At 36.0% G+C, this 23,063-nt stretch carries 21 protein-coding genes and 1 other RNA gene; 3 read left to right on the top strand and 19 right to left on the bottom strand.

From position 1 onward, the window contains the following. Window positions 1-43: 43 nt before the first annotated feature. Both CCE82_RS10545 and CCE82_RS10540 read right to left on the bottom strand, forming a co-directional pair. Window positions 44-1,267, bottom strand: coding sequence for a serine hydrolase domain-containing protein (locus CCE82_RS10545; RefSeq protein WP_086429341.1), 1,224 nt, complete (start codon window positions 1,265-1,267; stop codon window positions 44-46). Window positions 1,268-1,528: 261 nt separating this feature from the next. Then, window positions 1,529-3,469, bottom strand: coding sequence for a CDP-glycerol glycerophosphotransferase family protein (locus CCE82_RS10540; RefSeq protein ID WP_086429340.1), 1,941 nt, complete (start codon window positions 3,467-3,469; stop codon window positions 1,529-1,531). A gap of 496 nt (window positions 3,470-3,965) precedes the next feature. On the opposite strand from CCE82_RS10540, the gene CCE82_RS13410 reads away from it, so the two are divergent. Next, the gene (locus tag CCE82_RS13410) at window positions 3,966-4,355 is read left to right on the top strand and encodes a DUF6978 family protein (RefSeq protein WP_420822116.1); all 390 of its coding nucleotides are present in this window, start codon (window positions 3,966-3,968) and stop codon (window positions 4,353-4,355) included. Between the two features lie 22 nt (window positions 4,356-4,377). Then, window positions 4,378-5,154 carry a DUF1828 domain-containing protein gene (locus CCE82_RS10530; protein WP_086429339.1) on the top strand — a complete coding sequence of 259 codons (777 nt, stop codon included), beginning with the start codon at window positions 4,378-4,380 and terminating at the stop codon, window positions 5,152-5,154. Between the two features lie 104 nt (window positions 5,155-5,258). Here CCE82_RS10530 and CCE82_RS10525 read toward each other — a convergent pair whose 3' ends face one another. The 16 genes from CCE82_RS10525 to CCE82_RS10450 all read right to left on the bottom strand — a co-directional run bounded on the left by CCE82_RS10525 (window position 5,259) and on the right by CCE82_RS10450 (window position 21,022). After that, window positions 5,259-5,588 carry a nuclear transport factor 2 family protein gene (locus CCE82_RS10525; protein WP_206184390.1) on the bottom strand — a complete coding sequence of 110 codons (330 nt, stop codon included), beginning with the start codon at window positions 5,586-5,588 and terminating at the stop codon, window positions 5,259-5,261. 67 nt (window positions 5,589-5,655) lie between these two features. Beyond that, the gene (gene fosB / locus CCE82_RS10520) at window positions 5,656-6,078 is read right to left on the bottom strand and encodes a FosB/FosD family fosfomycin resistance bacillithiol transferase (protein ID WP_086429338.1); all 423 of its coding nucleotides are present in this window, start codon (window positions 6,076-6,078) and stop codon (window positions 5,656-5,658) included. A 384-nt stretch (window positions 6,079-6,462) separates the two neighbouring features. After that, window positions 6,463-7,257 (bottom strand): exotoxin, encoded by a 795-nt coding sequence (locus CCE82_RS10515; protein WP_086429337.1) that lies wholly within the window; start codon window positions 7,255-7,257, stop codon window positions 6,463-6,465. A 516-nt stretch (window positions 7,258-7,773) separates the two neighbouring features. Continuing rightward, window positions 7,774-8,133: a transfer-messenger RNA gene (gene ssrA, locus CCE82_RS10510) on the bottom strand. Between the two features lie 73 nt (window positions 8,134-8,206). Continuing rightward, on the bottom strand, window positions 8,207-8,671 hold the full coding sequence (gene smpB / locus CCE82_RS10505) for an SsrA-binding protein SmpB (protein ID WP_086429336.1): 465 nt from the start codon (window positions 8,669-8,671) through the stop codon (window positions 8,207-8,209). A gap of 15 nt (window positions 8,672-8,686) precedes the next feature. Further along, window positions 8,687-11,047, bottom strand: a complete 2,361-nt coding sequence (rnr, locus tag CCE82_RS10500) for a ribonuclease R (protein WP_086429335.1) — start codon at window positions 11,045-11,047, stop codon at window positions 8,687-8,689. A gap of 50 nt (window positions 11,048-11,097) precedes the next feature. Next, on the bottom strand, window positions 11,098-11,838 hold the full coding sequence (locus CCE82_RS10495; protein ID WP_086429334.1) for an alpha/beta hydrolase: 741 nt from the start codon (window positions 11,836-11,838) through the stop codon (window positions 11,098-11,100). Window positions 11,839-11,936: 98 nt separating this feature from the next. Further along, window positions 11,937-12,170 carry a preprotein translocase subunit SecG gene (secG, locus tag CCE82_RS10490; protein ID WP_014614477.1) on the bottom strand — a complete coding sequence of 78 codons (234 nt, stop codon included), beginning with the start codon at window positions 12,168-12,170 and terminating at the stop codon, window positions 11,937-11,939. Window positions 12,171-12,237: 67 nt separating this feature from the next. Continuing rightward, window positions 12,238-12,705 carry a hypothetical protein gene (locus tag CCE82_RS10485; RefSeq protein WP_086429333.1) on the bottom strand — a complete coding sequence of 156 codons (468 nt, stop codon included), beginning with the start codon at window positions 12,703-12,705 and terminating at the stop codon, window positions 12,238-12,240. A 117-nt stretch (window positions 12,706-12,822) separates the two neighbouring features. Then, on the bottom strand, window positions 12,823-13,533 hold the full coding sequence (locus tag CCE82_RS12915; protein ID WP_119184412.1) for a hypothetical protein: 711 nt from the start codon (window positions 13,531-13,533) through the stop codon (window positions 12,823-12,825). Window positions 13,534-13,831: 298 nt separating this feature from the next. Then, window positions 13,832-15,136: a surface-displayed alpha-enolase gene (eno, locus tag CCE82_RS10475; RefSeq protein WP_086429332.1), complete on the bottom strand. Its 1,305-nt coding sequence runs from the start codon at window positions 15,134-15,136 to the stop codon at window positions 13,832-13,834. A gap of 128 nt (window positions 15,137-15,264) precedes the next feature. Next, window positions 15,265-16,782, bottom strand: a complete 1,518-nt coding sequence (gpmI, locus tag CCE82_RS10470) for a 2,3-bisphosphoglycerate-independent phosphoglycerate mutase (RefSeq protein ID WP_086429331.1) — start codon at window positions 16,780-16,782, stop codon at window positions 15,265-15,267. A gap of 2 nt (window positions 16,783-16,784) precedes the next feature. Continuing rightward, a complete protein-coding gene (tpiA, locus tag CCE82_RS10465; RefSeq protein ID WP_086429330.1) occupies window positions 16,785-17,546 on the bottom strand; it encodes a triose-phosphate isomerase in 762 nt (253 codons plus the stop codon). A 45-nt stretch (window positions 17,547-17,591) separates the two neighbouring features. Continuing rightward, complete coding sequence (locus CCE82_RS10460) at window positions 17,592-18,782, bottom strand: phosphoglycerate kinase (RefSeq protein WP_086429329.1); 1,191 nt, start codon at window positions 18,780-18,782, stop codon at window positions 17,592-17,594. Between the two features lie 131 nt (window positions 18,783-18,913). After that, complete coding sequence (gene gap, locus CCE82_RS10455; RefSeq protein WP_086429328.1) at window positions 18,914-19,921, bottom strand: type I glyceraldehyde-3-phosphate dehydrogenase; 1,008 nt, start codon at window positions 19,919-19,921, stop codon at window positions 18,914-18,916. Window positions 19,922-19,996: 75 nt separating this feature from the next. Next, window positions 19,997-21,022, bottom strand: a complete 1,026-nt coding sequence (locus tag CCE82_RS10450; protein WP_086429327.1) for a sugar-binding transcriptional regulator — start codon at window positions 21,020-21,022, stop codon at window positions 19,997-19,999. Between the two features lie 301 nt (window positions 21,023-21,323). Here CCE82_RS10450 and CCE82_RS10445 point away from each other — a divergent pair, with 301 nt between their 5' ends. Then, on the top strand, window positions 21,324-21,554 hold the full coding sequence (locus CCE82_RS10445) for a hypothetical protein (protein ID WP_086429326.1): 231 nt from the start codon (window positions 21,324-21,326) through the stop codon (window positions 21,552-21,554). Between the two features lie 99 nt (window positions 21,555-21,653). Here CCE82_RS10445 and CCE82_RS10440 read toward each other — a convergent pair whose 3' ends face one another. Next, the gene (locus CCE82_RS10440) at window positions 21,654-22,349 is read right to left on the bottom strand and encodes a DUF4887 domain-containing protein (protein WP_086429325.1); all 696 of its coding nucleotides are present in this window, start codon (window positions 22,347-22,349) and stop codon (window positions 21,654-21,656) included. Window positions 22,350-23,063: the final 714 nt, after the last annotated feature.

Below are 23,063 nucleotides of genomic sequence, written 5' to 3'. Positions count from 1 at the left end.
ACCTTTCACGTTAAGATTCATTGCGCTTTTTTATTGGTATCATTTATGACGATTTCGGTACAGTCACTGTCACACCAGGATGATTGATGATTTTGTGCTGCTTTAAAATGTCAAAATAAATATGTTTAATGCGTTCTTCATTGTTGTTCGGTTTAGGTTGATCGTAATTGGTACCTAATACAATAATATATTTGTCATTGTAATAAGTCGTAAATATATGACCGAAGAAAATACCATTAATACGGTTAAAATCATTATAGACATAAAAACCGTAACGATATTTTTCAGGATAACGCACCGTCAATAATTCGTGTAAATATGGCATAGTGACTTTTTCAGGAAATACGCGATTCGTCTGCAACTTTCTCACTAAAACGCCCATATCATGCGCTGACATATATAAATTCCCCGCACCATAATACTGATTCAAGTAATGCGGTTCGCGATAGACTACATTTTGCGTTTCATTATCAAATCGATACCCTTTTGCCATATTTCCTTTATACCGTTCATCATCGAAAAATCCAGAATGCATCAGTCGAAACGGATTTGCGATATAACGATAATAATTTTTAACATACGATTCTTGCGTTACATTTTCAATAACTTTAGCAAGCACAAGATAATTGGCGTCATTGTATAAATGTTTATGATAATATTTAGGATCGATGCCCCGTGCTTCAATGGCTTTAATCGCACCATCTAAATCTGAAATATCATCTGAACCCTTATATTTATACAGACCACTTTGATGTCTCAGTAAATCTTGAATCGTAATATCTTGCGGTAATTGAAAATCAGGAATGTATTTTGTTACAGAATCTTTTACATTGATTTTATTTTCAAGCTCTAACTTTTTAACCATCATTCCTGTTAGAAACTTTTGTGCAGAGCCGATTAAATAAACCGTATTCGGACTGTTTTTCGTTTTATTTTCAAAATCTTGATAGCCGTACCCTTTATCCATTTTTAACTTACCATTCTCAAAAACTGCAATGGTGCCGTTAAACTGCACGCTTTCTAAATATTGATCTATCGTATTGTATACAGGGTTTTGTTGATCAACGACTGTTTCAAGCGGTTGGATTTCTTTTGCTTTTTCAGCTGTATGCGTGTTTTGATGTTGCTTCCTATCTTGCAACGTCAATTGATCCTGTTCATTCAAAAGTTTAAACTGGTGGTATAAATAAAAACCACTTACGAATATGACAATAATAATGACACTGATGATGACATAAGTAAGTCGAGATTTTTTGCTTTTGTTCACATTTGTTCTACTCCTCTACCATTCTCCACCTTTACTTGTCATTTGACTTTGGCGTTATTCTCCAAAAGTAGCATAAATTGGGAGAATTGAAGTGTTGATGTAATACGCCGCTGTTTAAACATATGTACCTATATTGACACATTTGAGCAATTGTATTGTATAAAGTGTACCATGAAATGTGTCAATTTTAAAAATGTTTTATATTTTTATTGTGCCATACTATTGTGAAATCATAAACTTACGCTGTTATCTGATAAACAATCAATCTTTCAAACTAAAACGTTGAATCATCGCTTGAGCAATGCGTTGACATGCACGTCGATCAGCGTATTCATAAAGTTGTTTTAAATTTTGACGATACACTTTTGACATAGTGGTATGTTGGAGTGTTTGTATCAACGCATCTTGTGACGTGACAACCTCGCCTGGCAATAATGCTTTCGGCTCAAGTGCGTAATCCTTCCCTAAAATGTGCGCAGGCCTGAAATAGACGACTTTCTTATGCATTAACGCAAAATCGAGCCCCACACTTGAATAATCTGTGACAAGCACTTGGTAATCTGCCAACAAATCTTTGACGTCATGATCATGATCACTTAAAATCTCAACATAGTCTGAATGAAATAAATGACTAAATTTTTGAAAGTTACGATGCAAATAAAACGCGACTTCATAGCCGTGTTGCTCCACCATTTCTTTCAATTTTTCATGATTAATGAGACTTTGAAACTCCTGATAATAATCGGTTTGTATAAATCTCTCATCATCATAAATGTTCAAACCTTGTCGCCATGTCGGCATCACTAATACTTTTTTACGATGACGATATTTTTTAATATATTTCCTTCTCTCGTTGATCACATTATCGAAACGCGGCAGCCCTGTAACGATAATTTCATCCTTGTTAAAGCCATAATCACGATGAATTAATGCTTGCTCACGATACGAAGAAACGACAAATAAATCAGCAATGCGGTCATGTGCCTTTCTTCCGTACAAGTTGCTCACGTCTTTAGAACCAATAATGCCATGTTGCAAAAATACGCGATGTGGTTTTTCAACATATTTTTCTGTTTGATTCGTAATAAAAGGCAATACATACTCTGACATATGCGTGTGACAAATCACATCCGCTTCTCGCATCAATGCTAGATTTTCCGGTGATTTATAATAAATCATATGTGCTTCATAGCCCGTCAAATTAGCTAAATCTTTACTTTCAGAACTCACCATGTAATAAATATTGAACTTTTTCTGATAATGTTTGACGAGCCATTTAAACAAAATCATCCCATTTTCTTGTGCTTTTTCAGGATATTCAATACAGACGATATTTTTCTTGCCATTTTGATTCAACCGTTTGATTTGGCCTTTCGTATAATCTTCATATGTCGCCATTGGAATAGGAATCAAACGCATTGCTAGATTACCACTCATTGTAGGATACGGACGACATAACAACTTAAAATGTTCATCCAATGACATCCAATGTTCGTCATGCCATTTATATTTGTCTTCAACTGGAAATTTCACTTTTGGATAAAATTGAGAAATCGGCATATCCTCTATTTGAAAATTAAAGCGGATGTCATATATGTCACTATTATATGTATAAAACGGTATCGTATCCCCAAGTAATTTACGAATTGCCACCAAATCAAATACTAAGCTTGCAGTCACTTCATAAACATCTTGATTTTGTTGAATTTGATGTACAATTCCCGTTGAAATGACTTCGGTATCTTTATTTCTCACCTTTATCTTTCCTTTAATGGATACAGGCTTGTAGTGCACCGTTGTAAAAATCACATGAATGTTAAGCACATCATTTTCAACCGTCACCCCTTGATAGCGACAAGCGCTGTGATAAAAATTTAAAATGCTAGGTTTTTTGTTGTAAATCACACACAACTCTCGCTTCTCATTCACATATAGCGTATAAGTCGCCTTTCCCTTAGCAATACGACCCGCTTTAAATCCTTCTACCAATTGACCTTTAACAATGTAGGGTTGACCCTCTGCGGTTTGAAAAATAAGCGGTTCATTCTTTTTAGTTAATACTTCTTGTAATGCTTCATAAGAAATTTTGAACTGATGTCCTTCCTGTTCAAATTTTTGTTGACGTCCATCGTATTCAAGGATTAACTGGTCTTCTTGAATATCTGTAATGTTAAAGCTATCTCCTTCAACATTCATTTTCATCGTTTAAACATCTCCCTGCTCATTTCTCAAAAATATAAATTCCTATTAAATTATAAAATAAAGCTTTCAATCATTCTATGTATTAATACTATTCCTGCAATGTGATCCGGTAGAAGTGCTATCACAAAGGAATCGCTACTCTAATTTGGTACGACTTAACTTATGTCAAGCACATTAAAAGATGTCACGTTACGACTTGCAAATTAACGAAGTGCACTATATGATTTATATCAATATCTAAATCTATTTTGTCTTCTCTTTAATGATTATGTATTTAACGATGCCTTTTATCTCCCTTTACTACTTTTTAAAATCATTTATCCATATCATATGATCAGTCGTACATTCATTTTCTTTAAGCATGAATGATTTGGATTTCATAAAACAATTTGTACATAGCCAAATTAGAACTAACCATCAAACAAAGGAGGCTTTCTATGGAAAAAGAAATATATGAACGATTAATGAGTAAAATAAAAGTATTTGAAAAAATATTGTGAATCTACCAAGTGTCGGAGAGCAAACTAAACATAATTTAATACATATTATAGACGACTCTGAAAGGTTCAAATTAATCATAAATAAGATAGGTCATAAAAACCCCGACAATTTAACCATAATACTATACAGCATTAATCAAAACAGTACTATGATTCGTTTTGACGTTAATGGTAGTGATCATGCTAATCCACCAAACTTTAATCGAATACCTACACCACACATCCATATCATGACTGCTGAATATGAATATGGTGGAATTGCTATTCCATTACACGAAATAAAAAATATTCACTTGATTAATGAGCTTATAGATGCCTTAGATTTTTTTATGAACTATACTAACATTAAACGTGAAAATGTTATCATCAAACCAAAATTATTTTAAAACAGAAAGGAGTGAACTGCAGATGGAGTTAATTGAACAAAAAATGAATGAATATTTTAAATGGATGAAAGAAAATTACAGATATAAAGAACTAGAAGGTTCAACAGAAATAACGACACCATTTATAAACCATTTAAATGATTATATAAGAATATATCTTGAGGTATTACCTAATCAAGAAATCCGATTATCTGATGATAGCTTAACAATAAATGAACTTGACCTCGCTGGTATCGATGTTCATACTAAAACAAGAAAGAGGCTTATTCAAAACGTACTCAACCAATTTAACCTCGTTTTAGATGGAGAAGAAATTGTCTCTTTTGTCAAGAATGATAGTTTCGCACAGTCAAAACACAACTTGATACAAGGTATTTTAAAACTCTATGATCTAACATTAACTACAAAGTCAAATGTATCTCGTCTTTTTTATGAAGAAGTATTCGATTTTTTATACAACGAAGAGATTTTAGGTTCGGCAAAAGTTTCAGTTTCAGGAGAATCAGGAATAAAATATTTTATTGATTTCATTTTACCGGAAACAAAATCAAAACCTGAAAAACTTATCAATTTTGCAAACCATCTAGATTTTAATAAAGTGACGACTGATGCTTTTATGTACAGAGATGTTAAAGATAATAGACCTAGTAGAAGCGGACTAGCACCTCAAATGTTCATCGTCGCAAATGATTTTGAGAATCCAATTACTACTAAAGCACGGCAAGCAGCAGAACATGAAAATCTTTCAATATTAAACTGGTCAGATAAAGATAGAATAAAAGCGATTTTGACACAGTAAAGTAATAACAGCAAATCCAAAGTTGAAATAAGTCCAATTCAAAATTTCCAGCTAAAAATAAAACTGCACCTAAGCTTTCTCAAAGTCTTAGGTGCTTTTCCATTTTAAGTTAGTTCTCGTTTCTCTGTTCCTTGATGAAACAATAACTTCCAATCTCCTTCATGAATTTTCCAGATTGATGCTCTATTTGTCTTAATGTGCCGCGTATGATCTACTAAAGTATATGTACATAATCTACAATCTTCTGCTAAATAATCAATTTGAAAATCACTTATTTCATACTCAGCTACGTGTAATTCAATACCTTCAAAGTCGCTCCTATCATACACTTTTCCCGACATACCAAACTCTTTAAAATCTGGATGCAAAACCTCAATAAATTGCCCACTTTCCCGATTTTCACATTTCAAATGTTTCCATTCGTACTCAATCATTTAATGTCTCCTTCAAATAATTGCTTATTAACAGCACCATCATTTCCTTAATAAAAGTGTTTCGTGTTTAATGCTTAAAAAATCTCATATGTGGCTTTTCTTGTTGATAAAAATCTAAACGCTCTTCTAAAGTACCGGTATGTAGCTCTATTTTATGACCGTCAGGATCTGTAAAATAAATCGATTGCTTGTCTTTAACATTTCTTTCTCTACCCTTTAGTATATTCACTCGATTACGCTTTAGCCAGTAGTGCCAACTGTCAAAGTCACTTTCACTTATAGAAAAAGCAATATGTGTGTATGATTGTTTTATCTCATTTCTAGGTATGTTCTTTTCCTCATTCAGGGCTAACCAAACTCCTCCTAGTGTAAAATAGGCTGTATGCTCCCCTTCAACTAATAATGTCGCTTTTAAAATATCCTTATAGAACTTAATAGAATTCCTTAAATCCGAAACAGAATATGTGATATGATTGATAGCTTTAATCATGAAATCCTCCTTTAATACATCACGACTTCTTTTATCTCAACGATATTTTAAACTATATTTTGTGTAAATAAAATAATAGTTAGAAATCCCACTGCTTAATACCTGTGATTTATTGTATATGTCTCTAAAAGCATGTGATAAATCTGATTTTGATACGACTCCTAAAAAATCATAGCCTTACCAAATAAAATCCTTGAAAACGGTGCTGAACATAAACTAACCATTTAATAATCAAATGACTGCCCAATTTAAAAATTCAAGTACTTTCACATTCCTTATTCAATCAAAAAGCAAGTACCGAAATGCCTGCTTTCAAACTTAACGATTGAAAATAGCGCTTATGATTGTGATCTGTTCTCAATCATAAGCGCTATTTTGTTGTCTTTATTGTTTCGTTAAGTGTACTTCGATTTTTACACATCTAGAATCAACAGTTTTGTTATCACGATACATTAATAAATACTTAGATTGATCAAACTTATCACCGGGTGGCGGCATCATATCATACCAGAACGTATCGCCACCATATTCAATGAACTTGATATAGCCTGTTTCATACGGTGATCCTTTAAATTCATATAGTTTGAGTTTACTAACCAAAAATTGTCTCGCTTTTACGTCAAGTTCTTGTGCGGTTACACTTTTCTTATCGGTTTGTACATTAAAAGTGATGGTATGTTGACCATTTTCGAAAACTTGTATATAAATCGTCTGTGAATTGCCCTTACCTAGATGGTTGCCTTGATGTGCTGTCAGGCCACCATACATGCACGTTTTACCTCTATTTGCCGCATCCTCTTTTGCTATTCCCGAGAAATAACAGTTCGCATAATAATTTGTACCAAAAATATCTACATGTTGATTTTTATATTTTTCAGCTAATTCTTTACTTATTAATTCTGTTTTGACTTGTTCCTGACTTTGCGATTGTGCATCTTTTAAATCGAAAATTAAATCATGTCCTAAAAAGCTATCGACAGATTTAACATTTTGTGCTGATAGAGAATGACCTTCATACAAAAATTTCATGTTTTCCATTAATCCTGTGAATTGGCTTGATTTGTTCAGTTGATCTGGTGTTGGGTCTGGCATATGATCTGCTAAAGCGGTAGAACTTGAAATCATGCATAAGATTGTAATGCTACACAATAAACTGATGACAAATCGTTTCTTGTTCATACTTTTCTCCTCCATCCAAACGCCCCAAGAATAGCTATATATACTTATAATATAATAATAAAATTATATAAACAATCAACTAGCTATGCCGGAATATGGAAAAGTAAATATCTAAGTACCTTACACTCGTCCTGTTCGACGCCTACTACATTGGATTTATCCTGTTTCTATACATTCATGTTACATTCTCTCATCATTGGTCATATTCACAAAATTAAATCTTAATCTTTAAAAATAGAAGACAATGATCTACACAAACAAAAAAGCAAGGCCGATGTGTTAGAGTCATACACTCTTGACACATATTCGACACTTGCTTATAAGAAACGTTGTTATATCAAAGGTTTTAGTCGCAATATAATAGAGATGGTCAATTTCTTTGGTCAACGTTTATTTTTTGACCATCCAATGACCAAAATAGTAGTAAACGAATATTAACGAAATACAAGAAAAATTCCTGCAAACATTGAAATATCAACGCTTGCAGGAATTTATTAAACATGATTATTCTCTAAAAAATGGAGATGGCGGGATTTGAACCCGCGTCCAAAGGTCCTGATACAAATGTTTCTACGTGTGTAGTCTATCGTTGAAATTCACATCATGCAAGGCGATAGACAGCCAACATGATGCTAGTTTGATTCATCTCTTCTCGTCAGACTTCAAACGGCAGTGACGAGCGTATCCTACTCAAGTTGAATCACGTTAACAGCACATAGGCGATGCTGTTAGGTGATGCAGAGTGCGCTTAGGCAGCTACTGCGAAGTTATTGTTAGTTTTGCCAGTTATTATAAACTGATGTGTTGATGACGAAGACAACCCTCCGACACGCTTCATGAGCTCGGGGGACCCCTGTCGAATCCATAAACATCCCCGTAGTATTAAATGTGCTTCCGTGATATGAAAGCACATTATATCATATCAAAAATTTACATTCTTCGCAAATCATTAATATTTTTGTTTCATCGCACGATCCATATCGCGTTTGACCGCTTTTTCTTTTAAAGATTGGCGCTTATCATATTTTTTCTTACCGCGTGCAACACCTAGTAATACTTTACAGTTGCCTTGTTTTAAGTACAATTTAAGCGGAATAATCGAATAACCAATCTCACGTGTACGCTCGCCTAACTTTAAAATCTCACGTTTATGCAGTAAAAGTTTACGTACACGAAGCGGATCATGATTAAATCGGTTTCCCTCTTCATAAGGTGCAATATGCATATTATGCAAGAAGATTTCGCCATGCTTCACTTGTGCATAACTATCTTTTAAGTTGGCACTTCCACGACGAATCGATTTGATTTCCGTACCTTGTAACGCAATGCCCGCTTCAATCGTATCCTCGATGTTATAGTCATGGCGTGCTTTACGATTTTCTGCTAATGTGCCTTTTCCTGATTTTTTTGGCATTGGTTTCACCTCGAGTTATTTTTTCTTTTTACGTGCTTTTTTCTTTACTTTTTTACCTTTATAAAATGGTTTATGCTGCGTATTGCCTGATTTTTCACGCTGTCTTGCGTTTTTACCTTTACGTGATTTACGCTTTTTCTTTTTATCTTTTTTCTCAAATTGATTGCCTTTTGTTTTCGCTTGAATGGTTTTACCGCGTGCTTCTCTTTCACGTTTCGGTCCAACATCAATCGGCATCCCTACAATTTGGAAATCGATTTGGCGTTCATCCACATCAACATGAATGACTTTAACTTTCACGACATCACCAATACGGTAAACTTTCGCTTTTCGTTCACCAATCAATGCCATTTGACGCTCATCAAAATGGTAATAGTCGTCTGACATATTTTGCATATTGACCATACCTTCAATCGTGTTTGGCAATTCTACAAACATACCAAAATTCGCGACAGAACTAATGACACCTTCAAATTCATCACCAATATGCTGAATCATAAACTCGGCTTTTTTCAGTTCATCTGTATCACGTTCAGCATCAATCGCACGACGTTCACGATTAGACGTGTGCTCAGCAATCTGTGGCAGCTTTTCTTCCCATTCATGCATTGCACGACCATCCATTGATTTTTCGATTAAATATTTACGCACTAAACGATGAACAATCAAGTCTGGATAACGACGAATCGGTGACGTGAAATGTGTATAATAATCTGCTGCTAAACCGAAATGGCCTAGGTTGTCAGCATCATAGCGTGCTTGTTGCATAGAACGTAACATCATTGTAGAAATGACCATATCTTCTGGGCGTCCTGCAATTTCTTCGTTAATATTTTGCAGCGTACTTGGATGAATATCTTCGCCTGTTCCTTTGACCATAATACCAAAGTTCGTAATAAAATCGAAAAATTGACGGAGACGTTCTGACTTCGGCTGTTCATGAATACGATAGATGAATGGCACTTCCATTTTGTTAAAATGCTCTGCGACTGTTTCGTTCGCAATCAACATAAATGATTCGATTAAACGTTCACCTTCACCGCGTTCACGTGTCACCACTTCTTTCGGAATACCTTCTTCGTTCACGATAACTTTCGCTTCTTTAATATCAAAATCGATCTCACCACGATTTTTACGCATTGCAATCAATTGTTGAGATAACGTTTGTGCTAAATCTAACATGGGCACGATTTCTGGATATTGTGCTCTTGTCGCAGCATCTTGGTCCGTAATGATACGATTCACAGCCTCATACGTCATACGCGCATTAGAATGAATGACACTTTCAAAAATCTCATGTTTCACGACTTGACCCTTAGCATTAATTTCCATACGACAACTCATCGCTAATCGATCCACATCAGGGTTTAACGAACAAATCCCATTACTGAGTCGGTGCGGAATCATCGGAATGACGCGGTCAACTAAATAGACACTTGTTGCTCGGTCGTATGCTTCACGGTCTAGTGCTGACCCTTCAGTAACATAATAGCTCACATCCGCAATGCTGACAGTTAACTCAGTATTACCATTATCTAGCTTTTTCACCGCGATGGCATCGTCTAAATCTTTCGCATCTGCACCATCGATGGTTATCGTCAGTTCATCTCTTAAGTCACGACGCCCTTTAATTTCATCCGGTTGAATTGTTTCAGGCACGTCTTCTGCTTCTTTCAACACATCATCTGGAAACTCGATTTCAATACCGTGTTGGTAGATGATGGATAAAATATCAACGCCTGGATCATTTTTATGACCTAAAATCGCTGAAACTTGACCCTCGGGACTGTTCGTACCATCTGAGTATTGCGTAATCTGTACCAATACTTTATGTCCATCAACAGCACCCAATTCTTGACCTTTAGGGATGAAGATATCTTGCATAATACGTTTATCATCAGGCACAACGAAACCGAAGTGACGCGCTTCAGAATAAGTACCGACCACTTGTTTAATCGAGTGTGATTCGATTGCTTTTACTTCACCTTCGAACTTACCTTTACGAAAATCGCCACGAGACTTTTTCACTTCGACTAATACAACATCGCCATCCATCGCACGGTTAATCTTCGTTGGTGGGATAAAGATATCTTCCATTTCTTCATCTTCTGGACGCAAAAAGGCAAATCCTTTTTTATTTTGGCTTAACGTCCCTCTCACTAAACCTGAATTCGTCTTCTGCTGTTGCTGTTTTTGATAACGGTCTTGTTTTGTACGCGTCACCATTCCTGTTTGTTCTAACTCTACCAAAATCTTTATAAGGTCACGAAATGAATCCGCACTACTGAGTCCTAATGCATCTTGGAAGTCAGAAACAGACATCGGTTCATAGTCTGCACTTTTGATGATTGCTGTAATCTCTTCTTTTAAATTCATTTTGCTCCTCCTTTCTTTTTATAAAATAAAATATATGTGTTATCGCCTATTTATTCAGACCAATCTAATGACTCTAAAAATTGGTAAACATCTTCAAATACTGCTTCTTTTTCTTTATCAATCGTGATAACATGTCCAGAATCTTTGTACCAAGAGATACGTTTATCATCTGACATCACTTCATCGTAAATGACGTTAGCAGAATCTGGATTAATCATCTCATCTTTTTCTGCTTGAATGACTAAAATCGGGTCAATTACTTCATCCACACTATCACGGACATCTTGAATCGTACCTTGTAGCTCTCTCAATGTGTCAGTTGGATGAAATGCCGCCATTTCGCGTTCAATTGTTTCATCATCTTTACCTTCATATTTTTTAAATTGACGGGCATATTCTAACACACCTTCGTACATAGCGCCTTCTGTCTTAATGTACATAGGTGAACACATCGTTACAATACCCTTTACACTTCGATTTAAGCTTAGTTTTAATGCAAAAACGCCACCTAATGATAAACCTGCGACTGCAATTTCGTCGTAACCTTGTTCCACTAAATATTCATAACCATCGAGCACATCTTTATACCAAACGTGCGGACTCGATTGTAAAATCTCTTCAGGTGGTGCGGCATGGCCTTCATAATGAGGTGCATAAGACGTATACCCTTTCTTCTGTAAAAAGCGTCCTAATTGTCTCACATCTGAGCTGTTGCCAGTAAAACCGTGTAATAATAATACTGCGCGTTTGCCTTCCTCAAAAAAGAAAGGTTTCGGTAATTGAATCTTCATCGGTAAACTCTCGTCCTTTCAATAACTCATACACTCTATTTTATCGGTTTGAAGCGACGCACACAAACAAAAAAGTCCGACTTTTCAACGGCCGGACTCTACATATTGAAGTAACTGATACCTAACATTAATACAAAGAAAATAATCGAAAGTACAATTGTCAATCTATGCAAAAATAAATCTACACCACGTTGTTTTTGTTTGCCAAATAATTGTTCAGCACCACCACTGATGGCACCTGATAATCCATTACTTTTACCTTCTTGCAATAAAACAACTGTGATGAGCGCGATACAGTCAATAATGAGTAATACTACAAAGAAACTATGCATCAGACTGTCCTCCATTCATCATATACGAAAGCTATTTTATCATATATTTAATCGATTCACAACAGGCTTATCGATTAAACGTGGACTTACGCTTGACACTGACTGTAATCATCATCACTGCGAGAATGAGTGATCCGATAATGACAACTGCATATGGAATTAATCCGAAAAACCCTTTCACATGAAATATCGCTGAGTAAAGGACGGGTGGGTTCAGTAACGCGTTGAAAATTTGCGAAACGAATACTGCTAACATAAACCACCATAAATACGGGTGTTGATTTTTTAACGCCACGACGCCCGCTGCATTCGCAAGTATGTATAGAATACCGATGTAGCGTAGACTGTTGTTGATGGCATTAATACTATTTTCAGTCGCTTTATTTCCCGAATGTTCAAGCATGTATGTTACCACTTGACCATCCACGATCACGACTTGATGGATCACTAAACAAACAGCGAATAGAAACGACAGATAGGCAATTAATTTTCCTGTATGTTGGGCACGTAACTCCGTGTCTTGTAATTGTGGCATTGCTTTGCTCCTTCTTCATCATTTAAGACTATTATAACAGTTTAAAACGATGAAAGAAAATCAATGATGAATGGGTTTCCTTATAGGTATAAAACGTATTAGCTACAAAGCCAGTGCTTATTCGACATGCACCACAAAATCCCTCTTAAAAGTAATCATAAAAATCCAGAGTAGTGCGATTAAGTCTATCATTGAAAACACCATACTGACACTCTCTAATTGCATAATACTCATAACTATTGAAATCAGAACGAACAATGGTAAAACATATTTTATGATATTGTAAAACAAAGAAAATACACTTGATTTAGATTGAACTAATTTTCCAATAATCATCACCCATATTGTTAAACATATATTAACAACGATGTATGTACTAAAGGAAATACCACCATAATGTAAAACCCAGTTAAATATATTAACAGCAAACGCATGGCTTCCTAAAACGTTTTCTTTGTCTATTAGATGGATTGCAAATTCAGCAGTGATACCTTGAATGATTAATGATACACCGTTCACAAAAAAGTAAATCACCCCAAATAGCAGAGCTACAGTATTACCAATATTATTATTGTCATTTTTCAATTTAAAAAATACATTTAATGGGATTAATAAACCGACTATGTATATGATGCCTTTTGATACATGATCCGAGCCAAAATACCCTTTTATTTGTCTATAATATTCTAAAGCTTCATAAGTAGATAAGTTATTTTTAGGAGGTGGTATTACCCATCCTTGTATCACTAACGTCATTAAAATCCAAAAAACAAATGAAAATAACAATAATAGTGTTATCACTTTTGATGACTTATCCAAAGTTGCCATTCCAACCTCTCCTTTAACGTGCTGAAACATTTAAATTGATTGTTTAATATTTGCATTGAAATCATAATAGTAACCTCACAAATATTCTACATTTAATTTATATTCCGTTTTAACGATATAAATTCGGCATAATAAATCACCCTTGTTTATTTTATGTTTCATCATAGGTTCTATTGCTATGCTAAATTTTGAAATATCTATTTTATTTATATACTGAAAATTCAGGAAAGTAAATGCTAAACAATTAAAAAAGAGGTTAGAACATGATGTCCTAACCTCTCATTATGATTTCATCTACTTATTTGCTTAAGTTGTAGAATGATTTTAAACCTTCATATTTAGCTGTTTCATAAAGTTCATCTTCAATACGTAATAATTGGTTGTATTTCGCAATACGATCTGTACGTGATAATGAACCTGTTTTAATTTGTCCAGCATTTGTCGCAACTGCAATGTCAGCAATTGTTGTATCTTCTGTTTCACCTGAACGGTGTGATACAACTGCAGTGTAACCTGCTTTTTGTGCCATTTCGATTGCTTCAAACGTTTCAGTTAAAGTACCGATTTGGTTGACTTTGATTAAGATTGAGTTACCGATACCTTGTTCGATACCTTTAGATAAGATTTCAGTGTTTGTAACGAATAAGTCGTCACCTACTAATTGAACACGGTCACCGATACGTTCAGTTAATAACTTCCAACCTTCCCAGTCATTTTCATCCATACCATCTTCAATAGTAATGATTGGGTATTTGTTAACAAGTTGTTCTAAGTAGTCTACTTGTTCTTCTGCAGAAAGTTTCGCTGCATTTTCACCTTCGAATTTAGTGTAGTCATATACACCATTTTCATAGAATTCAGATGATGCACAGTCAAAGCCTAAGAATACATCTTTACCTGGCTCTAAACCAGCTGCTTTGATGGCTTCAAGAATTGTTTCTACGCCATCTTCAGTACCTTCGAATTTAGGCGCGAATCCACCTTCATCACCTACTGCAGTAACTAAGCCACGTTTTTTCAAGATTTTAGCTAATGCGTGGAATACTTCAGCACCCCAACGTAAAGCTTCTTTGAATGACTCAGCACCTACTGGTAAAATCATGAACTCTTGGAATGCGATTGGTGCGTCTGAGTGAGAACCACCGTTAACAATGTTCATCATTGGTGTTGGTAATACTGTTGCATTGAATCCACCTAAATATTTGTATAAAGGTTGACCTAAGAAGTCCGCTGCTGCACGCGCAACTGCAATAGAAACACCTAAAATGGCATTGGCACCTAATTTACCTTTGTTTGCAGTACCATCTAATTGAATCATCATTTTATCGATTGAAACTTGTTCTAATACTGAGAACTCGCCTTCGATTAATTCTGGTGCAATAATTTCGTTTACGTTTTCAACCGCTTTTTCTACACCTTTACCTAAGTAACGATCCGCATCGCCGTCACGTAATTCTACTGCTTCGTGTTCACCAGTTGATGCACCTGATGGCACTAAAGCGCGACCGAACGCACCACTTTCTGTTAATACTTCCACCTCAACTGTAGGGTTACCGCGTGAGTCTAATACTTCGCGAGCGTATACATCAGTAATAATTGGCATAATGTTAAATCTCCTTTTTCAATCAATTTATAAATATATATTCAATATGGTTTGAACATACTTTATTCCACTTAATATTTGACTACTTAATATTAATTATAGCGATTCATCTGTGTTTCTCAAATGATTTAATGCTGAATTAATGATTCACCTGTCATATCTTCAGGTTGCTTAATGTTTAATAAATCAAGCAATGTCGGTGCTAAGTCGCCAAGACGACCCGTTTCACGTAATGTGATACCTTCTTTTGTTACAATGACAGGCACTGGGTTTGTTGTATGTGTTGTCATCGGTTGATCGTCATCTGTTAATACTTCATCTGAGTTACCATGGTCCGCTGTAATAATCGCGTATCCGTCCATGTCTAAAATTTTATCAACGACGTCACCTAAACATGCATCTACTGCCTCAATCGCTTTGATTGTTGGCTCTAACATCCCACTGTGTCCTACCATGTCAGGGTTGGCAAAGTTAAGGATAATCAAGTCTAACTCGCCTTTATCCAACTCTTCAAGTAATGCATCACGGACTTCGTAAGCACTCATTTCAGGTTTTAAGTCATACGTTGCTACTTTTGGTGAATTAATCAAAATACGACGTTCACCTTCGAACTCTTCATTTTGTCCACCGTTCATGAAATATGTCACGTGTGGATATTTTTCAGTTTCAGCAATACGTAATTGAACTAAACCGTTGTCTTGTGCCACTTCACCAATTGTATTTTTTAAGTCTACTTTTTCAAATACAACTGCTGCGTCCACTTGATCATTGTATTTTGTGAATGTCGCATAGAATAAGTCATTCACGCGTTCAACTTCAAAACCATCAAAAGCTTTACTTGTGAAGATTTCAGACATTTGGCCTGCACGGTCAGGTCTGAAATTGTAGAAAATCACTGCGTCACCGTCATTTACGCCATTGTTTTGGTTTTCAACTACAAATGGTTCAACAAATTCATCTGTCAAATTGTTGTCGTAATTTGCTTGAACACCTTCATGCGCTGATGCGTATGTCACATCGCTAAAACCGCGAATCGCATCGTAAGCTTTTTGCTCACGTTCCCAACGTTTATCACGGTCCATCGCATAGTAACGACCTGATACAGATGCAAATTGACCCACACCGTATGCTTTAAATTGATCTTCTGTTTCGTCGATATATTTTAAAGCTGATTTTTGATCAACGTCACGGCCATCTAAAAATGCATGAACATAAACTTTTGTTAAGTTTTTACGTTTCGCTAATTCTAATAACGCAAATAAATGTTTGTAATGACTGTGTACGCCACCATCAGAAAGTAAACCAAAGATGTGTAATGCACTATTGTTGTTTAATGCATGGTCCATTGCTTTGTTTAAGACGTCATTTTCGTAAAAGTCACCATCTTCAATAGACTTATTGATACGTGTTAAGCTTTGATATACGATACGTCCAGCACCAATGTTCATATGGCCTACTTCCGAGTTACCCATTTGGCCTTCTGGAAGTCCCACATCTAAACCACTTGCTTCAATTTGAGTCGTAGGATACTTCTCATAGTAGCGATCAAAGTTTGGTTTATGCGCTTGTTTTACAGCATTCCCGTGTACTTCTTCGCGATTCGCAAAACCATCAAGAATGATAAGCGCTGTAGGTTTTTTAGCCATAATTATTTTGCACCTTCTAACAATTGTGTAAAGTCTTCCACTTTAAGTGACGCGCCACCAACTAATGCGCCATCAATATCCGTTTCCGCCATATATTCTTTAATGTTATTTGGTTTAACACTACCGCCGTATTGAATACGTGTTGCTTGTGCCACTTCATCACTTGTTAATTGAGCGATTTTTTGACGTACCGCTGCACACATTTCATTGGCATCTTTTGCTGTTGAAGATTTACCTGTACCAATTGCCCAAATTGGTTCGTATGCGATGACAACTTGTTTAATTTGTTCATCTGATAAACCTTTTAATGCTTTTTCAACTTGTGCTTCAACAATTTCATTTGCTTTGCCACTTTCACGTTCTTCATCTGATTCGCCCACACAAATGATTGGCGTCATATTGTGGTTGAATACAGCGTGTGCTTTTTTATTGATGTCTTCATCTGTTTCGTGGAATAAATCACGACGTTCAGAGTGACCAATAACAACGTAGCTTACGCCTAAATCTTCTAATGCAACAGGAGATGTTTCGCCTGTGAATGCACCACTCTCTTCAAAGTAAGTGTTTTGTGCACCAATTTTAAGACCTGGTGCAACATTTTCTTTTGTTAATGAAATTAATGCATCGAGTTGAATTGTAGGTGCACAAATCACTGCCTCAACTTCATTTGTATCTGGTAATGCTGGTAACGCTTGAACAAAATCTTTTGCTTCTTGTACTGTTTTGTTCATTTTCCAGTTACCTGCGATGATTGGTTTTCTCACTATCATACACTCCCTCTATTCTTCAAACATATCTTATTTAAAGACTTATTGATTTGCAATTGCTTTAATGCCTGGTAATTCTTTACCTTCTAAGTATTCTAATGACGCACCGCCACCTGTAGAAATGTGTGTGAAGTCTTCTTCAAAGCCAAGTTGCATTGCCGCTGCCGCCGAATCGCCACCACCGATAATTGTTGTCGCATCTTGTAGTTCAGCAATCGCCTCACAAACACCAATCGTACCTTGTGCAAAATTACTAAATTCAAATACACCCATTGGTCCGTTCCATACCACTGTGTGCGCACCTTTTAATTGCTCTTTGAAAAGTGCAACGGTATCTGGGCCAATATCCATCGCTTCTTGATCTTCAGGAATGTCATCGATAGATACTGTTGTAATTTGCGCATCGTTTGAGAATTCTTTCGCCACTTTCGCATCAACTGGTAAAACGATTTGGTCGCTTGCACGTTCTAATAAGTCTTTCGCAAAGTCAATTTTATCTGCTTCAAGTAATGAAAGTCCAATCTCTTTGCCTTGTGCTTTTAAGAACGTGTACGCCATACCGCCACCGATAAGCACTTTATCTGCAATGTTTAATAGGTTTTCGATGACACCGATTTTATCAGAAACTTTCGCGCCACCAAGAATCGCAACAACAGGCTTGTTAGGATTTTCAACAACACCGCCGATAAATTTAATTTCTTTTTCCATTAAAAATCCAGCAACTGTTTCTAAATGTGTTGAAATACCAACGTTTGATGCATGCTCACGGTGAGCTGTACCAAATGCATCATTAACGAAAATGTCACCAAGTGATGCCCAGTAACGACCTAATTCACTGTCGTTTTTAGATTCTTTCTTACCATCTACATCTTCAAAACGCGTGTTTTCGAACATGAGCACTTCGCCTGAATTTAATGACTTGATAGCAGATTCTAACTTCTCACCACGTGTTTCAGGAATAAATTGTACATCTTGACCTAATTTTTCTGATAAACGTTTTGCAACAGGTGCCAATGAGAGTTTCTCTTTATCACTTTCTTCTTTGACTTTACCTAAATGTGAGAATACAACGACTTTCCCACCTTGCTCAATGATATACTTTAAAGTAGGCAACGCTTGAACGATACGGTTGTCATTCGTGATCTCTCCGTCTTTCATAGGAACATTGAAATCCGCACGTACTAAAACAACCTTATCTTTTAATTCAACATTTGTGACATCCTTTTTTGCCATAGAGAATCCTCCTCATAATCGTTGTCAATTTTAAAATAAGCGGAGAAGCGTTTGTGCTCCCCCGCCTACTATCAGCTACAAAATAGTTAGAAGCACATATTAAAGTACTTACAAAGCTATTTTAATCTATTTTATTTAGATTGGCTTGCTAAATATTCTAAAGTACGAACTAATTGAGCAGTATATGACATTTCATTGTCGTACCAAGATGCAACTTTAACTAATTGACGATCGCCAACAGTCATGACACGTGTTTGAGTTGCGTCGAATAAAGCACCGAAAGTCATACCGATAACATCAGAAGAAACGATTTCGTCTTCAATGTAACCGAATGATTCGTTAGTTGCTTCTTTCATCACTCTGTTAACTTCTTCAACTGAAACTTCTTTTTCTAATACAACTGTTAATTCAGTTAATGAACCAGTTGCTACAGGAACACGTTGTGCACCACCATCTAATTTACCATCGATTTCAGGAATAACTAAACCGATTGCTTTAGCAGCACCAGTTGAGTTAGGAATGATGTTTTCAGCAGCTGCACGCGCACGACGTTTGTCACCTTTTCTGTGAGGTGCGTCTAATGTGTTTTGGTCACCAGTGTATGCGTGAATTGTTGTCATTAAACCTTCAACGATACCAAAGTTGTCTTGTAAAGTTTTTGCAACAGGTGCTAAAGAGTTAGTTGTACAAGAAGCACCAGATACAACTGTTTCGCTACCATCTAAAATTTCGTGGTTAACGTTGTATACGATTGTTTTAAGGTCACCTTTAGCTGGTGCAGAAATTAATACTTTTTTAGCACCTGCTTCGATGTGTGCTTCAGCTTTTTCTTTATCAGTGAAGAAACCAGTACATTCTAATACAACGTCGATGTCTAAGTCGCCCCATGGTAAGTTTTTAGGTTCTGGTTCAGAGAATGATTTCACTTCTTTACCATTTACACGGAAACCACCGTCAATTACTTCTACTTCTTCAGTAAAACGACCTTGAGTTGAGTCATATTTTAATAAGTGTGCAAGCATATCGTCGTCTGTTAAATCGTTTACTGCTACAACGTCGATATTTTCCACATCTTGAATTCTTCTAAATGCTAAACGACCAATTCTACCAAATCCGTTAATTGCTACTTTTACTGCCATGTTAATGGCCTCCTTTAAATGATATTTAAAAAGTGGATCAATTCAATAATAAAACAATTCACTCACTTTTTATTTTCAACAAACTTTTTCCCTTGTGATCACTTTCGCCGCAGCTTCATCTGTGATTAACACCGTATTAGGTGTCGCCATCTCAAGATAAGCTTTAATCGCAAGCCCTTTTGATTCTCCGCCAGCTACAGCAAAAATGTGCGTTTTTGATTGCGCTTCTTCTAGTTGAATACCAATCGTTTTTACTCTGTGAATAATTTGGCCTTGTTGATCAAAATAATAACCAAACGCTTCACCCACAGCAGCATGATGTTGAAGTTTTTCTATGACTTCTGGTGGCGATTGTCTTCTCTTCGCCATTTTCAGCGCATCACCAATGCCATGTATTGTAAATTGTGATTCACGTATTTTATCTAGTGTCTGAATCACTGAAGGTTCTTTCATTAAATTTTGATAGGTCAATTCACTCACTTGTTCAGGCACATATAATGTTGTGTAACTGCCACCTGTTCTTTGAGCCATACGAGAACAAATTGTGTTCGCTTGAAAGATGACATTTTGACCGAGACCACCTCTTGCCGGCACAAAGAGTACATGGAAAGGTAAATGAGACATTGCGTCACTTACCGATGCCATAGTAGAGCCACCTGTGAGTGACACAATAGCACGGTCATACAATTGCTTTTCAAGAAGCTGTCCAGCGATTCGACCTAATTCTACTTTAACGTTTGAATCTTTATCACTATCACCAGGAATCACATGAACTTCATTCAATTGATATGCCGATTTAATCGATTGTGCAAGGCGATGATAATCTGTATATTGATTGAAGTATTCGCTCAATTGTGAGACCACATCTAAACCTTGAGAAGTTAATGTCATACCTGTTGATTTAACAGATATCAAATCTTGTTGTTTCAATAAATCAGTTTCCGAACGCAATACGCGCTCAGTAATGTTGAGCAACTCACTTAACGTCCGCCGCCCAACAGGTTGATATTTTTGAATCGTTGTTAGAATAGAAAAACGTCGATGCATTTTGTCTATCAAGTCAGGCACAATTTTTTGTTGAACATGAATCATACGTTCCATGATAAAGGCCTCCTTAATAGTGACAAGATGGCCATATTCAAGCCATGCCGTGACATTTTTAGTCCCAAATACAATAAAAACTTATCATGTTTACAAGTTCATCATACTATTTGTGCACAACAAATGCAAGTCAAAAAGCATCCCGATTTTTATAAACGCTGGACAAATAACGACCATCGATGCACAACTTAATTACTGTTGTCATATTATTATTCACATTTTTCACTTAAATTAAACATCCTTACCCAATCCATTGCATTCATCGTTGAGATATTTTACATTGAAAGAAAGAGGTGAAACTATGTCTAAACAAACAGAGCAACCTGAAGTCATTGACCCATCTGACCCGCGCTATCGACACCCTGATGATATCAATCGACGCCAAGATGACACATTTCATAACGATACAGGTCCATTCCAACATACATACGTGCGACAAATAGGATGTACGCCGGTGGGATGTTTACCTGGCTGCCTTTTCTCTATTATTATTTCAATACTGTTAACATTACTGCTCAACCTCATTTTCTAACATAAAGCCAATCATCAAATAAAAAATAGGCTGATGAGATTTTACATATGTCTCATTAGCCTATTTTGCCCTTATTCATTCTGTTTTTAAAACTGCTTCTTACGACTCATCATTACCACTTTGTTTTGAAGAAGATTGTACGTTTTGTTGTGGCGCAGTGTTTCTCTCAGACCTTGCACGTTCACCGGATTGTGAGCGATTCGATTGCGCGTCTTGAGATGAACCTTGCTCAGTTGAAGGTTTAGGTTGCGTTGTTTTCGGTTCAGCTGTAGGTGCTTCTTCGGTCGTTCGTTCTTCTTTCGTTTCTGGCTCTTCTTCGGTTGCTTTCTTATCACTATCGTCATCTTCTTCAGTTTTTGGTTCTTCTGATTTGGATTTTGCTTTTCGATCTTCAGCCGCTTTTTCTCTTTGACGTTGTTGCTCTTGTAGACGTTGTTGTTCGAGTTGTGCTTGACGTTCTGCTTCTATTTGCGCTTGACGTGCCGCTTCTATTGATCGCTCTTGTTCAGCTTGAGCCTCTTCAATGCTTCGTTCTTTTTCTCGTTCCTCACGAGCTTTTTTCTCTTTTTCTTTTTTTATCTCCGCTTCACGTTTTTCCTTTTGTTCTTCAATTGACTTCTCTTTTAAACGTTCATTTCCTCTATGTGATTGATCGACAAATGAAAAAATCGCAAAGACTAAGCCCCCGAGCAATAATAGAATGACGATGATACTTAAACATCCTAATAAACGTTTCTTATCTTTATTAGATTCAACATTGTGGGTCTCTTGCTCATTGCGTTTTGGTGCTGACATTGCATTCCCTCTCTTTATAAATTGATAACAATATATTTTATTCAACCATATTTCATTGTAAATGCACAACTTAATGCACACATTTTATTGCAAATAATAAAATTACTTATGTTTAAGTATACTGTAATTACAATTAAAGTAAATTACACGATAATCTCATCGTAACATTGATACACATTTCTTTCTGTAAATTCGCTTCAAAAATAGCCATTTCGTAATTCAATTGGAATAGCGCTTTTTTCACACTCACTTTCACATTATTTTACCCGTTTATCATTTCTAAAATCATTCATAGACCCATCTTTTTAAAATAGATTCAAGAAAACGTTTCATTCAAAAGGTCTAGAGGCTTAAGTTTAATTTGTAAAAATAAAGGAATGTATGTACTACGACAAATATAAAGGAGCATTCAGATGAAAAGAATTGTCAATATGCTAGTTCGTTTTATTATCTATCGTGTGATTGGAAAATTGATTAATCAAAAAATGAATGACCGTCAGCGTAAAAATAAATAACATCATGCACACGAGTCATTTTCAATACGTAATATTGAGGATGATTTCTGAAGACCTTCGTGACTCCCGAAAAATCGAGTAGGAGAATAGTCATTAATTGACTATTCGTCCTCTCACACCACCGAGCGTACGGTTCCGTACTCGGCGGTTCAATATCTTGCGTAAGCCAACTCTGCAAGCTGGGCTAATGGTATCAGCC

The organism is Staphylococcus cornubiensis (genome assembly GCF_900183575.1).
GTDB classification, from domain to species: Bacteria; Bacillota; Bacilli; order Staphylococcales; family Staphylococcaceae; genus Staphylococcus; species Staphylococcus cornubiensis.
This window is presented reverse-complemented; position numbering and strand designations above follow the sequence as displayed.